We start from the raw sequence: 15,992 nt of genomic DNA, 5'->3' as shown, positions 1-15,992 counted from the left end.
GATTGCATATAAGGTAAGTTATGTGGGTTAAAGTATGGGGTTTTGAATTACTCTTTTTTAGCTCTATTAATTAGTTCGTAATAATAACAAAAGACACTCCGCGAAAAATGAGGAGAAAAATATGAAATCGAGAATTATTGTCCTTATTGTTCTGGTTAACCTCATATACTTCCAAATAGGATTGCTTTATTCTATTTTGAGCGCGCTGATTCCTGAAATTATTTCAGGATATAATTTAAGTTATGGTGTCGCAGCAACACTACCTTTTGCTTTTTATATTGCCTTTGCATTTTTCTGTATACCAGCTGGTTTGGCAAACGAAAAATTCACCTATAAAAGTGTTTTGCTTTTCTCGTTCACACTGGCGTTAATAGGGGCATTACTTTTTGGCATTTTTCCAACCTATGGCGCTTCGATTACCTCCCTTTTTATAATTGGGGGAGCTCTGGCTATTGTTCAGGTTACCATTGTTCCACTATTAAGAGACATTTGTGGTGCTGAGAATTTGGCATTTCATGCATCACTCACGCAACTTTTTTATGGAATCGGAGCGTTTTCAAGCCCTCATATTTATTCATACTTAACAACATATTTGCAAGACAAGACCAATACCAAGTCCTTTGTTTTTAGTCATTTACTGGAATTAATACCAGCTAATTTTGAATGGGTTTCAGCGTATTGGTTATTTTCATTAATCCTTCTTACCATTATTATTGTGATAGTGGTCGTGAAATTCCCCAAGAAAGACAAAATAAAAAACGAAGAAATCGCAAACAGAAGCGTGTATTTAAAGTTGTTAAGAAATAAGTATGTCATTCTCTATTTTATCGCTTTGGCCGCATACGCAAGTTGTGAACAGGGAATAGCCGTTTGGATGTCAAAGTTTTTTCAAGATATACATGGGTTTGATCCTTTGATTACTGGTGCATCCATATTATCATGGTATTGGATTTTGATTTCAGGGGGGTGTATTGTTGGCATGTTATTGTTAAAGGTTTTTGATAGCCGCAAAGTTTTGGGTTCCCTGGCAGTTCTTGCTATGGTGAGTGCCTCATTGGGTATTTATAAAAGTGCAGGGATTTCAAAAATAGCATTTCCCGCTGTTGGTGTTTTTTTATCTGTAATGTGGCCCATCATTATTTCTTTGGCACTTAATTCATTTAAGAAGCATCATGAAGCACTTACGGGCTTTCTATATATGGCTACGGTAGGTGGCGCTTTTGGTCCATTAATTATGGGAAGTTTGAGTGATGCCATAGGCATACGTTTATCAATGAATTATATTTTCTTGCCATTAATTTTTATTCTTGGTGTTTCTTTCTGGGCTAAACCACTGGTTCAAAATAAAACTATTTAAATGAAATTGTATGGCGATGAAAATTACAGACATCAAAGTTCATATAGTTGGTGATGTCGACCATGTAGACCCAAAGAGAGAACCCATAGAATCTTTGGCTATTGTACGTGTGGAAACAGATGTAGGAATTTGTGGTTTCGCTGAATCCTTTAGAGTCCCTCCGGGTGTCGCCATTGCAACGATGAATGGAGATCAATCTTTTTTTGGAAAAGTTATTATTGGTCAGGAAATAGTCCATCCTGAATTTATTTGGCAAAAAATGTACGATAGCATGATGCATTTCAATCGGCGAGGTTGGGCAATCATGTGCTTAGGGGCTATTGATATTGCCATTTGGGATATTTATGGAAAATACTTGAATCAACCCGTTTATAAACTTTTAGGCGGTGCCCATCGTTGTTATTACCAAACTCCGGAATCTTCTCCCAGTATTGAAGTAACGCCTTATTGCACAGTTATCTCAAGCGAATGGGATAATAAAAGAATGATTGAAACACAAATTGAAAATTGCCTTGTATTAAAAGAACTCGGATATCGGGCGATCAAAGTGGAACCACTAATGTCAACCTCAGCTCGTATTATAGAATTGGTTACTAAAGTGCGAGAAGCTATTGGTGCGGATATGATGTTGTCTGTTGATGTAGGTTATAGATTTAACGATGTAGCTTCCGCTTTTAAAGCTTGTCAGGCACTTGAAGAACTCAATATTTATTTTTTTGAAACACCTTTTCCAGTTGATTCATATCTACCATATGCTGAACTTGCTAAAAAAACTACCATACCAATAGCGATGGGAGAGCATGCTGTTACACGATTTGAATGTCTGCACATGATCGAATATGGCGGTGTTTCTGTTGTGCAACCATATATCAATACCGTAGGAGGCATAACTGAAGCTAAAAGGATAGTGGATAATGCAAAAGATAAAGGTGCTTCTGTTATTCCGGGAAACTGGTCCACTCAAATTAATGGATGTGCCGCTGTACATCTGGCCGCCTATTCTCAAATTTCTCCTTATATCGAATATGCTCCTGCAGAAATTTATAATGCCCCATTACGAAGTGAAATCCAGAAACTAGGATTTCCTGTGGTTGATGGTGTGATCAAATTGCCAGAAATACCTGGAATTGGATTTGATGTGCCAGATGAATTAATAAAAGAGTTTAAACTGGAACTGTGATAAACCTGATAAGCGGGATAAGGCGGGCAATCATGAAACAGTTCTGCAAAGTATAAGCCACCTTATGGAGAGTCAAGAAAAGTGAAAAGAATAAATGAATTCATTTAAAAAGAAAGTAGTATTGGTCACAGGTGCCGCATCCGGTATCGGTCGTGCCACGGCCGTTTATTTTATTCAACAGGGAGCCACTGTGTTTGGATTTGACCGGGATGCTGAAGGGTTGTCCACAATAGAAAACATCTTTTCTTGCGTGGTGGACTTGACCGATCATATGACCTTGGCAAATCATGTAGAAGATATTTTTGACGTTCAAGGAGGGATTGATATTCTTGTAAATAATGTTGGGTTCAGTTATTATACCAGACACTTGGATAGTACGATTGAAGAATGGCGTAAAACGATGGCGGTAAACCTTGAAAGTTATTATATGATGGCAAAATTGGTCACACCATGTATGATCGAAAATGGAGGAGGACGCATTGTTAATATATCATCGATTCAGGCGATTGCCAGCCAACCTACGGTTGGTGCCTATGTCGCTAGTAAAGGTGGTGTGGGTGCTTGGACACGTACACTGGCCGTAGATTTGGCCGAACATAATATTTTGGTGAATGCTATAGCTCCTGGGTGCATACAAACACCTATGGCTATAATAGATGGTGTTGATGAATTTGAAACAAATGATTTTCAGGAATGGTACATTAGGCAACGAAAAATTCCGCTTGCAAGAGTTGGGCAACCAGAAGAAATAGCAAAAGCTGTTCTTTTTTTATGCGGAGAAGATAATACATATATTACTGGTCATACTTTGGTGGTAGATGGTGGTTTGACAATAACTTTTTAACGAAAATTAGTATTACTATATTGACTTAATATTGATTTATGGAGTGAAAATAGATAATAAAGTATCAAATAATGAAAATATTGTGGTGGCAAGTTGCTTCTGGATTAGCATAGATTTGCTCGAAAAATAACCTTAAATCTATATAATATGCTATTTCATTTAAAATCGTTCTTCTTAATTCCATGGCTGTGCTCAATTTTGATAATTTCTTGCGGTCAACCAAACAAAAATACACAATCCAATAACGACCTTTCTTTATTCAATGAGAACTTCCGGATACAGGTTGATCCTGAAACATTTACGGTGAAGATTGAAAAGGGGGATACTTTCGAGCGCTATCTTTCATATAGTGAGGAAAAGATGGAGGTGGAAAATTTAGAAGCCAATGAGAAATCTATCAATTGGGAAGTTCCTTCCAAAAGCTTATCTATTAACCTCGCAATATATGATGATTATCTGGATGTACATATTGCTTCATCCGAGACGGGTAACTTTGAATGGCCTGTGATAGACAGGGGAGAGCATGAAGCATTTACAATTCCAATCGAACAGGGAAAATATATACCGGCCGATGATCCCCAGTGGATTTCATTTATGACAGGGCATGGAAACTTAATAGGTACTCGAGACTTGTCTATGCAAATGTTTGGGGTTAATCAGGGTAAATACGCAACGGTGTATATTATTAAAAATATTTTCAACAATGAGCTCGTCTTTAACGAAACCAAAGGAAGTCTGTCATTAAAATTCAATCATCATTTTCCCAGTACGGTATCGGACAAGAATTATGGATATAGAATTTATCTAGCGGATAATAATCCTACGGCAATTGCTAAAACGTATCAGGCATATGTAGAAGAAACGGGCAGTATAGTAACTTTGGAGGAAAAGGCTGAAAAGAATTCGGATATCAGGAAATTGTATGGCGCTCCACATATTTATGTTTGGGGTGATGAATTTCTTATTCAACAAAATGTAAAAAACTGGAGAAAGCTTAAAGCATTTTTTCTTAAGGAGCTTGCCAGTCCAAAGATGAATCCAACCAAACATATTTTCGAGCTATTTGGTGCTTCCGAAGCTGAGACAGGGAAAGAATTTCGGGACGTACTGGACGAATTAAAGAATGATGAATATGTTTATAAATATCACAAGTTACTTTGGATCAATGCATGGAATGAAGTGCTATTGAGGCATGATTTTTATGATGAAAATAATTGGGGCAATGTTCCCTTGAGTGCAAAAGGCCAGTCTTTGATCAAGAAAGGGGTGGGTAACCTGGACGATTCCGAAATCTTTCAATTGAACAAGGCAGCTTTGAGTGCAGCTTATTCCAATTTTTTAGATCCGGTTTCCCAATGGGGTAACGGTGTATCTGAATATTTATTAAATGAATTTCAAAATACTGGTATCAATAAGGCTTGGATTGGTTTGGATAGCTGGTTGCCTGGGGAAATCCATCCAGATTTTGTGGCAAAATCCAATGCACTTGGATACCTTATTGCACCTTACGATTCTTATCACAGTATACACGAACCAGGTAAAGAAAGATGGATTACCGCCAAATTTGTAGACACCACTTTATATGAAAATGCCACAATAACGGAGGTGGATGGATCAAAAATAGCCGGATTCCTCCAAAGGGGGAGATTGCTTAATCCAACCTTGTCTATGCCGACAGTAAAAAATCGCGTAAACAGAATTATGGGACAAGATGTTAATTTTAATTCATGGTTTATAGATTGTGATGCGACCGGATATTTCTATGATGATTATACTCCTGGACGAATGTCCAATCAAAGTCAGGATATGAATGCACGCTTGGAGCGAATGGCTTGGATAAGAGATAATCATGACTTGGTCATTGGTTCCGAAGATGGTAATGACTACAGCGCCCCAGTTATTGCTTATGCCCATGGGATGACTACACCACCGGTGGCTTGGGAAGATCCCGATTTAAGGCAGAACAAAGAATCAGAGTATTTCGTTGGAAATTATTTTTCCAGAACAGGTGGTGTGCCAGAGCGTTATGCAAAGCAAGTCCCAATGAAGGATAAGCACACCTATGTTTATTTTGATAACAGGTTCAATATACCTTTATTCCAGTTGGTGTATAATAATTCGGTTATAACATCCCATCATTGGGAATGGGGAACTTTAAAAGTTATTCCGGAAATCCAAAATCAGGAACTTAAGGAGGTCTTATATAATGTGCCGCCGCTCTATCAATTGGATATTCCTAATTGGAAGCAGCATAAGAAAGTGATCACCGATCATGTGAAAGTGTTTTCTAAATTACATGAGCAAGCAGTTAAAATGGAAATGACAAGTTTCGATTGGTTGACTGAGGACCGCCTCATACAGAAAACAGTGTTTGGGGACAATAAAATTCAGATAATTGCTAATTTTGGACCAACTACTTTTGATTATGAAGGTAAAGAGATTTCGGCTAAATCATTGCTGGTCGTATATCCGGAAAAGGATACTTTCGAATTCTACAAACCGCTTTAGTTTGGTTTGTATTGTTTGTCATCAGTTTAAGCTATAGGTTGCTTGTAAATTAATCATGTTGATAATCAATATTCCTTTTCCTACAGCCTAAAGATTCACAAATTTTTAGGCTGTAGGAAAAAATAAGACCATACGGCTTCAATGACTAGAAACGCGTCGGTGCCATATTAATGCTGCGCAACCTGGAAGGCTTTCAATTTGCTATTGTTCTCAGCTGCTAAGATAATTTTCCCGTTTTTTGATTGAAGTAGCTTTATTTGTTTTGTGTCAGATCTGGTCAAAAAGCCACTTTCCGTAAAGGGAATCTCCTCAAAATGACCATTTCCATCGCCTTTTAGGAACAACCCTGTTCCGGCATCATTTCGTGGAGTTTCAACTTCTGAAGCATATAGGTTACCTGCAACAAGGGCATCAAGGTGACCATCTTTATCCATATCATCAATAATAATGCTGTTTATTGACGAGAATTGAGCTAAGTTGGGAAGTTTATGAAATTTAAATCGTCCTCCGCTTATATTTTCAATGTAACCACTGGCAAATGTTGTTGCTTTGTAATGTAGAGCGGCTTGTAAATTTTCCACCCCATAGACATCTATTAGGGATGCTGAAGCAAAAGATTTATAATTTGGAAATTGAAATTCCAATCGGGGTATTTGCTGTGTAGAACATTGCTTTCCTCTAACTGGATATTGCATTCCTTCATTGTAATAGCCTAAAACAATATCTATTGAACCGTTACTGTCAAAATCTTTGGCATATACTTCAAATGGCCCTTGTTCACTGGCTTGGTATTTATAATTTAAACCAAGGTTTCCAACTAAATAATCATCATCACCATCATTATCAAAATCTCCAGCTGCAACGCTGTACCACCACCCTGTTAGTTTTTCCAGACCCGAATGTGTTGTGTGATTCAAAAATTGACTTCCTTCATTTTTAAAAATAGTAATAGGCATCCATTCACCCGCAACCACTAAATCCAATTTCTTATCATTATCAAAATCATTCCAAATGGCAGAAGTAACAAGACCCAGGGAGTCTAGTTGTGGACATATGTGTTTTGTGACATCTTCAAATAAGGTGGCGTTTAAAGTGCTTTTGTTTTCCAAAATTGTGCTTTTTGCAGGGTAGGGGTATTTTCCAGAGATTATGCGACCACCAACAAACAGATCTAAATCACCATCATTATCATAATCTCCTGAAGCAATACAGGAACTATTTATCCGTATGTCCGGTATGGCCATTTTTAATCTGGAAAAGTTTCCGTTACCATCATTTTTATATAGTCTATCCTGTAATTGTTCGGTTCCATCCTTAAATTCATAACCACCACTTGCGATATATAAATCCTTATCCCCGTCACCATCGGCATCAAAAAATAAGGCCGCTACATCTTCAAATCTTCCATCTTTTTCCCATACAAGCGAGGTGCTTCTTTTGAAACTTCCATCTTCCTGTTGGATATGCAATTCTCCGGCTTGTTCAGCCGCACCTCCTACATAATAATCATCTAATCGGTCACCATTAACATCTCCAACAGCCAAGGCGGGTCCAAAATTAGAGTACTTGTGGGGTAGAAGAAGTTGCCTATCAAAATCATCATACTCGTTCTCTCGATGTGTAAAATTTATGTGCAAACTGTCTGTAACATCTTTAAACAGTTTATGTGTTGAAGTGTTTTCTATCGTTTTCTTTAGGGATGCTTTTTTATGGTCTATAGTAATTACTTGATTCGTTTCAATATTTTTAAGGGTTTGCGTAGCACCATCCGGCCAGGTAATTGTGGCATTTTCAATGAATTCAAGCTGATTGGTTCCAAAATGTAGTATGGGCTCGACAGAAGACTGAAAACCGCGCGTTAGGGTTAATTCCTGATATTGTTTTTGGGTTTTATGAGCTATTAAAACCTTAGCTCCTAAGCCCAGCGGGTTTTTTTTTGCCCCCTTGAACTTAAACCTTAAATAGGTTCCAGAAGCAAGTTCTGTAGCGTTGTTTTTATAGATTACAGCAGTAGAGTCAATATTATTAATGACAAGCTCTAAATCACCGTCATTATCTAAATCAGCATAAGAAGCGCCGTTGGAAAAACCTTTAAACCCAATGCCCCAATCTTCGTTACTCTTGTTGAAGGTATGATCTGTATTGTTTTTATAAATATAATTTTCAAGTTTTTCTGAAGGCATGTCCCAACTTTGTTCAAAATAATTTTTGTCCTTTTTGAACATGGTACGTGCTTTTAACTTATTAAAGAAGTCTTTGTTATTGATATCTTTCCTAGAACCGTTTGTAATATATAGATCTTTCCAGCCGTCATTATCAAAATCTGCAAATAGCGAAGACCAACTCCAGTCGGTAGAGGAAACACCTGCTATTCTAGAAATATTACTAAAAAAAGGTGAGCCACTGTCCAAATTACCTTGGTTAAGTTGCAACGTATTGTGCATATATTGGTAATGAAATCCTAAATCCGTAATTCTTTGAAACCTTTTAGGGTTCATACTTGCCATGTTTTCTTTGGACCTTTTGTTGTCCTCGGGATTCATATCCAATTGAATAAAATCCAATAAGCCATCATTATTAAAGTCAGACGCATCAACGCCCATGCCGTAGAATGATGTATGCCCGGTAGATTTTTTTATGATATTGCTAAATGTACCATTGCCATTATTGATATATAAAATGTCGGGAGTTGCAAAATCATTGGATATATATAAATCTTGAAAGCCATCATTGTTGAAATCAGCTGAAATTACCCCTAACGACAAGCCAAAATTTATAACACCTGATTTTTCAGTGATATCGACAAATGTTCCATTTCCGGTATTTTCATAAAATCTGTCCGAATCTTCCAAAGTAGGGTTATGTATTTTTTCATCATAATACTCTAAACTACTGCTAAACGGAGTAAACGGGTAATTGATAACATATAGATCCAAGTCATTATCATTATCATAATCGAAGAATACGGATTGAATGGACGAACCATTATCGGCAATTCCATAAAAAGCAGCTTTTTCGGTGAATGTTAAATCCTTATTATTAATGTATAGTTCATTTTTTTTCTCAGCGTTTTTTCCTGAAACACAAGCATAAATGTCTAGATAACCATCATTGTTCACATCACAAAAGGTGACCCCTGTGTACCATTGATTGCCACCTTGGGTATTGGATCGCAAAGAAATATCCTGGAAAACAAGATTCCCCATATTAAGATATAAAGCATTTTTTGTCTGATTTCCTGTAAAAAATACATCTTGTAATCCATCATTATTAATATCACCGATGGCAACTCCTCCACCCATATAGAAGTAGGGGTACTCAAAATAGTTGAAAGACTTGGTTTCATTTAAAGCATTATTAAATAAAATATTGGAATGGGAGTTTTCAATGTTGCTAAATAATGTAGTGGGTGTTGATTTTCTTTTGCTATCTGTGCAAGAAAATAAGATTAGCAAAAACAATAAAATTGGTAAGCCGTATTTTTCCATAAAATATTAAATTAGAAAAAGCCTTTACTCTAATTCAAGTAAAGGCCGAAAAACTAACTAAACAAAATTTGGATGATTATGTATTGTTAGTACCCAGGATTTTGGTCAGCTGGAGTCAAGCCCGCATTACCACTAATTTCAACATCGGGTATTGGGAATAATTCATGTTTGCCAACTTGAAATAATTGAATTTCATTCCCTTCATCATCTTCCCTAACAAGGGCATCTTCTGCATCACCCCATCTAATAAGATCTTTCAATCTTTTAAATTCATACATAAATTCTATTCTGCGTTGATGTTTGATAACGTTTCTAATACCTTCCTGATCTGTTCCTGTTAGATAAAGAGGCCAACCAGAGTGGTCTCCTTGGGTTAATTGTTCTACAGTTTTTAGTTCGGTAATATCTGTCCAATCCGATGGATTGGCTAATCCTGACTCCTGCCGAACCCGATCTATCACAATATCAACTTGAGTAATGGCTTCTGGTGTTTGTCCATTTTCGTTTAATGCTTCTGCATACATTAACAATACATCGGAATATCTCATGTCTCTTAAGTTAACATCGGATTTTCTAAAATCATTAGTGTTAAATTCAACAAATTTGATGATTCTGTTGTAATTCCCATCATCCCACCTAGAGCCAAATGTAGCCGCCCGTCTAGGTCCTCTACCAGCCCAAGGAGGACCAAATAATGCATTTCTTAAAAAATTGAACATTGGTCCAGTCTCTGCCCAACGAAAATATTGAACGGGTATAAAGTTATGTTCTGCACTTTCTGTGGCATCGTCGCTCCATAAAGCAGTACCATCACCTGAAAACTGGACTTCAAAAAGAGATTCACTATTGTTTTCTGTAGCGGCCGAAAAATTATCCGCATAATTATCTGTTAATTGGTATTCTCCTGAAGCTATCACTTTTTCAAATTGCATGATTGCCTCTCCCCATTTTTTTTGATACAGGTAAGATCTTCCTAAATAAGCACTTGCTGCACCCGAGGTAGCGCGACCGACATCGCTGCCACCGTAAGCTGACTTCAAAGGTAAATTGGTTTCGGCAAATTTAAAATCTGCTTCTACTTGGTCATAAACTTGTTGACGGGTCGATTTAGGGAAGTTATATTCATTGCTTACCTGTATTTCATCCAATATGATTGGTACACCACCCCAAGAATCTGCTAATTCTAAATAATACCAACCTCTTAAAAAATGGGCTTCTCCCAAAATTCGCTGTTTTAAGTCGAAATCTTCCATTTTCTCAACATTGTTGATAACCAAATTAGCTCGGAAAATACCTTTATACAATGCGTCCCATATAGAATTGCTTCTTGCCAAAATAGGCGAGTGACTGAAGTTAAACATTACATTAGATAGTTCTCCATCCCAACCTGCCCATCCAACATCATCGGTCATACCATTGTATATAAACCAATATCCTTGCTTAAATAAATCGTAGTGTTGTAATACGGCATAAACAGAGTTAACCGCTAATATGGCATCTTCTTCAGTTTGATAAAACGTATCCGTAGTAATTTCGTTTGGATTAATTTTCTCCAAAAAGTCATCGTTACAGGCAACAACTATCATAGATAGAATGGCCAGCACTGGAATAATTTTGATTTTTATAGTTTTCATAATTCGAATTTTTTTTAAAATTTGATTTGGATTCCGGTTAAAAAGGTCTTTGGTTGTGGGACGATTCCATAATCTACACCTTGATTTGCAACTCCAGGGCCCTGATTAAATCCAGTGCCAATTTCTGGATCATAACCTGTGTAATTAGTAAAAGTTAGAATGTTCTGGGCAGAAGCATATATTCGTAAGCTTTTTATAAATCCATCCGCAAATTTTGACAATGTGTTTTTTTGGAACGAATAGCCTAAAATTATATTTTTTAATCTTAAATATGAGCCGTCTTCTAAAAACCTATCAGATGGCCTTCTATTAAAATTAGGATCACCAAGTATGGCTCTTGGAACGCTGTTGGATGTGCCTTCTCCGGTCCACCTATTAAGTACAGCTGTACTATGGTTTTTCATTTCCGCCATACCTTCATTCCAAAATCGTAATCCATTATAAATATCAACACCTTCAACACCTTGAAAGAAAAGAGAGAAATCCACACCTTTATAATCAAAACTGGCATTTAAGCCATAAGTAATATCAGGATTGGGATCTCCTAGAATGACTCTGTCGTCAGCGTTGATCACATTATCGTTATTTATATCTTTAAAACGTATGTCTCCAGGAGCTGCACCAGATTGGCTTGCATGCGCATCCACTTCAGCCTGATTCTGAAATATACCATCTGTCACATGACCAAAGAAACTATTTATAGCTTCACCTTCACGTATTACTGCTAATACAGGGCCACTATCATCAGGAAATCTTCCCTCCAATGGCAAACCAATCCCCAAAGACTTCACCTCGTTTTTTAGGAAAGAAGCATTAGCTGATAGTTCATAATTTAAATCTCCTGCTGATCCTTTGTAACTGGCTAAAATTTCCAATCCGCGGTTTTGAATATTCCCAGCATTGATTAATGGCAATTCTGTAATACCAATCGAGCCAGGTAATGGAGCCCTTAATATGATATCTTCCGTATCTTTTATAAAGTATTCTAAAGTCATATTTAGACGGTAATCAAAAAGCGTAAGATCTAGTCCTATGTTTTTTTGAACTGTGGTTTCCCATTTTAGATTTTCGTTGGCTAAAGTATTTTGTGTAATACCCGATTGTAAATTACCACCAAACACATAATTAGCCGAAGTAAATAAAGATGATTGGAAGCCATAGGGTGGAATTTCCTGATTTCCTAATTCTCCCCAGCCAAATCTCAGCTTTAAATTATTAATGAACTTATGGTCGTTTAAGAATTTTTCTTCACTTAACACCCAACCTACAGAAAATGATGGGAAAACACCATATCTGTTAGCCTCAGAAAACCTAGAAGACCCATCTCTTCTTATATTTCCGGTAAATAAGTACTTTTCTTTGTAATTATAGTTGACTCTTCCTAGCAATGACCGAATGGCCCATTCATCATCAAATCCAGCGATGGAAATTTGAGCACTTGCGCTTGAGGTGTTTAATGTTTGTAAATTATTACTTTGAAGCATATTACTAAAGGCTGAAAATCTTGAAAATTTATACTCTTGTTGCGTAAAACCTACTAGTAGGTCTAAATTATGATTTCCAAAATCTTTTTGAAAGTTCAAAGTGTTTTCAATTAGTGGGCTTAGTTCTTCCGCACTATATTCTCTCAAACTAGGATCTTCTTGTGATTGTCCCTCTGAAAAAACATATCTTGGGATAAATGTGCTCCCATTTGTGAAGACAGCATCTAAACCAACATTTAATCTGTATTTAAGACCTTTCACAATTTCGTATTCTCCGTATAAATTTCCAACAAACCTATTTCTCCTCACTACATTATCGGTTAGTTCTGCCAAACCTATTGGATTCCAACGGTTGTAACCATCACCTTCTCCCGGACCATTAAATCCACCTTCATTTGCTGGGTTATAAACTGCTACCGTTGGAGCGTGCCTATTTATAATTCTGATTTGAGAGCGCGCCGCCTGAAAAGTACTTCGTCTGTTAACAGTTCTGCTAAAGAATACAGCCTCTCCAAACTTGAATTTTCCTAGCTTGAAATTAGAATTTAGTCTAGTGCTGTATCTTTTAAATCCAGCACCTGGGGTTGTTGCATTATCTTTATGATAACCTCCAGACAAGCTATAATCAGCAAATTCATTACCACCAGAAATGTTAATATTATAATTATGAGTAATACCGGTCTTAAAAAATTCTTTTTGCCAATCCGCTCTATCAACTACGAAGCTATCATCTAATAAATTTGTTGGTTCGGTTACATCATCAATGGCTTCACCAGCATTATCAAACATTTCAATAATTAAATCAGCATAATCCCTTGCTTTTAATAAATCGATTGTTTTAACGTTTTGTATAGCTAAATAGTTATCGAATGTAAATTGAGGCGCACCTTTTTTACCTTTTTTTGTTGTAATAATTATAACGCCATTTGCTCCTCTTACCCCATAGATTGCAGCAGAAGAGGCATCTTTTAAGATGTCAATGGACTCAATATCATTAGGGTTTAAATTTGCCAATGGATTTGAAACTTTTCCAGAACCTCCAGCTACTGGTATTTCCGAGTTTACGTTATTAACAATGGGTACACCGTCAATGACATATAAAGGATCAGAGTTACCGATAGTTCCTTCACCACGAATACGTACACTAACTCCGCCACCAGGTTCACCACTATTATTGATAATGGTTACACCAGATAATTTACCCTGTAGAGCTTGGTCAATACCTGGTAATGGATTTGAAGTTAACTCATCGCCTGAAATAGAAACCACAGCACCTGTGACATCTTTTTTTCGCTGTGAACCATATCCTACTACCACAACATCATCCAGTGCTGTGATGTCTGCTTCCAAAACAATATTTAAAGTAGAGCCACTCGCTTTGATAGTTTGAGTTTTATAACCTAAATAGCTTACGACTAATTGGGCGTTACTTTCTACTGTAATGGTGTAGTTGCCATCAAAATCGGTTACAGTACCATTGTTGGTTCCATTTTCAAGAATGTTGACACCGGCAATGGGCAGACCATCCTCTGAAGCGGTCACTTGACCCGATATGGATATTTTTTTTGATACTTGTCCCATTGCATTGTTGCAAAAACAAAAAGCCATAATGGAAAAAAGGGCCATTTGTAATAATTTTTTTTTCATAATCGTTTAAGTTTAAGTTTTGAAGGTGAAAACTTCTAATTAGTTATAGTGTTGGTTGGAAATTAGATTACAATGTTATTTTTTTTGATCATCGAAAACAATCAGTATATTTCCTATAACATATACTATATTGACATTTTTATGTAAAAAAGACATAAATAAGTTAATTTGTAGTTTTTGTTATGCGTTTAAAAGAGGTATGGAAACGATTCTTAATAATAAATACCAAATCACAATTTCTATAAATAGCTACCATTTAGCCAATTATGATAGTCTTTAAAAAGAGTGGGTTTTTTAAGAGTTAAAATACAAGAGTTGGATTTAATATATTTAGAAACTCTTAAAAGCGAAGAAATCTCAAAACTGGCAGAATATGGGTTCAATGATCAATCGGCTTAAGTGAAAGACGAGAAGAAAGTTTTACACGGAAGAGCAAATCAGAATGATAATTGACGGGATATATATGGAGAAACCTTACGAGAGTTGAAATAGCGTTGGAAAGGCGTAAATTATCATCTAGGGAATTGGTATAGGAGCACATACATATAACAATTAGTGAAGTGTTTATCGGAATTTAAAAGCTAATGGCTTATCGTTACGCCTTTCTTTGGGATGACGGGTGCAGTCTACCCTTTTTGTGATAAAACAATTTATGTTGCAGCTTCCCTTTTTTTGCTCGGAAACCCCAGACTTTAAATTGGCCTATCTATCGCGAGGAGGTCATTTGTTGAAAACCTATATACGGTGGTTTGTCGATATTCTTGTTTTGGACTTAGTTCAATCTTAGGGAAATGTGGGTTGTTCGGGCTATCCGGAAAAGCTTGGGTCTCCAAGCAAAAACCAGCCTTTGGAAAATAAGGTCTATTTTGTTTTCCTATAATATTTTCATTTAAACAATTTCCCGTATATAATTGCAACCCAGGAGATGTTGTAAAAACTTCCATTCTTCTGCCAGATACTGGCTCTTCCACTGTTGCAGCTATTTCCAGGCTATTTTCTGAACGTTTTTTTAAGCAAAAGTTTTGATCATAGCCATTCCCATATATGAGTTGATCATGTGCCGAATGGATATCACTGCCTATAGTCTTTGGTTTTCTGAAATCCAATGGGGTATTTTGCACTTTTTTTAAAAGCCCAGTTGGAACAAGATCTTTGTTATTTTCTGTGTAGGTATCGGAGTTGATATATAGTATGTGATCTAAAATGTTGCCATTTCCTTCCCCTTTTAAATTAAAGTAGGTATGATTGGTTAAGTTTACGACAGTCTTCTTATCAGTTTTGGCCAAATAATCAATTATTAACTCGTTTTCATCGGTAAGTTCGTATGTTGCCATAACTTCCAAATTACCAGGAAATCCCTCTTCCATATCCTTACTTAAATAGGATAGTTTTAATACAGGGTTGTTTTCTCTAAGAACCATTTCTGATGTCCAAAATACCTTATCAAAACCAATGGAACCTCCATGCAGGTTATGTTCAATATAATTCTTGTCAAGGATATATGCTTTCCCTTCCAAAACAAACGTTCCGTCTTTTATGATGTTGGAACATCTTCCAATGATTCCTCCGAAATACGGGTTTTCTTTGGTATAAACTTCGGACAGATAATCATTGTAGGAGTTTAATCCCAAAACGATGTCCACAGAACTTCCATCCCTGTTGGGTATCTTGATGGAATGTATGATGCCCCCAAAGTTTAATGCCGTTACTTCAATACCATTTTTGTTGTGTAATTTATATACTTTGATCAAGGTCTAAATTTAAAATTGCAAAGACCAAAATTATGTGCTGAAAAATCCCATAACAAGGACTATATTTTCTTTTTTTAATACTGTATTGCCGTTCAAATT

General features: G+C 36.5%; 8 protein-coding genes. 4 read left to right on the top strand and 4 right to left on the bottom strand.

What is annotated here, in order from left to right; all coding sequences use genetic code 11:
- Positions 1–121 precede the first annotated feature (121 nt).
- The 4 genes from CRO15_RS17690 to CRO15_RS17675 all read left to right on the top strand — a co-directional run bounded on the left by CRO15_RS17690 (position 122) and on the right by CRO15_RS17675 (position 5,889).
- Positions 122–1,357, top strand: coding sequence for an MFS transporter (locus CRO15_RS17690; protein WP_097047195.1), 1,236 nt, complete (start codon positions 122–124; stop codon positions 1,355–1,357).
- A gap of 16 nt (positions 1,358–1,373) precedes the next feature.
- Positions 1,374–2,537, top strand: coding sequence for a mandelate racemase/muconate lactonizing enzyme family protein (locus CRO15_RS17685; RefSeq protein ID WP_097047194.1), 1,164 nt, complete (start codon positions 1,374–1,376; stop codon positions 2,535–2,537).
- 94 nt (positions 2,538–2,631) lie between these two features.
- Complete coding sequence (locus CRO15_RS17680) at positions 2,632–3,381, top strand: SDR family NAD(P)-dependent oxidoreductase (RefSeq protein ID WP_097047193.1); 750 nt, start codon at positions 2,632–2,634, stop codon at positions 3,379–3,381.
- Between the two features lie 147 nt (positions 3,382–3,528).
- On the top strand, positions 3,529–5,889 hold the full coding sequence (locus CRO15_RS17675; RefSeq protein ID WP_097047192.1) for a glycoside hydrolase: 2,361 nt from the start codon (positions 3,529–3,531) through the stop codon (positions 5,887–5,889).
- A gap of 167 nt (positions 5,890–6,056) precedes the next feature.
- Here CRO15_RS17675 and CRO15_RS17670 read toward each other — a convergent pair whose 3' ends face one another.
- From CRO15_RS17670 to CRO15_RS17655, 4 genes are all read right to left on the bottom strand, one after another.
- Positions 6,057–9,377, bottom strand: coding sequence for a VCBS repeat-containing protein (locus CRO15_RS17670; RefSeq protein WP_097047191.1), 3,321 nt, complete (start codon positions 9,375–9,377; stop codon positions 6,057–6,059).
- 86 nt (positions 9,378–9,463) lie between these two features.
- On the bottom strand, positions 9,464–11,011 hold the full coding sequence (locus tag CRO15_RS17665; protein ID WP_097047190.1) for a RagB/SusD family nutrient uptake outer membrane protein: 1,548 nt from the start codon (positions 11,009–11,011) through the stop codon (positions 9,464–9,466).
- A 14-nt stretch (positions 11,012–11,025) separates the two neighbouring features.
- The gene (locus CRO15_RS17660) at positions 11,026–14,142 is read right to left on the bottom strand and encodes a SusC/RagA family TonB-linked outer membrane protein (protein ID WP_097047189.1); all 3,117 of its coding nucleotides are present in this window, start codon (positions 14,140–14,142) and stop codon (positions 11,026–11,028) included.
- A gap of 692 nt (positions 14,143–14,834) precedes the next feature.
- Positions 14,835–15,893 (bottom strand): aldose epimerase family protein, encoded by a 1,059-nt coding sequence (locus CRO15_RS17655; protein WP_097047188.1) that lies wholly within the window; start codon positions 15,891–15,893, stop codon positions 14,835–14,837.
- Between the last annotated feature and the right edge of the window lie 99 nt (positions 15,894–15,992).

It is taken from the genome of Flagellimonas pacifica (assembly GCF_900215465.1).
In the GTDB taxonomy this organism is placed as follows: Bacteria; Bacteroidota; Bacteroidia; order Flavobacteriales; family Flavobacteriaceae; genus Flagellimonas; species Flagellimonas pacifica.
Note: the sequence above shows the minus strand (reverse complement) of the source record. Positions and strands in the feature narration are given on the sequence as shown.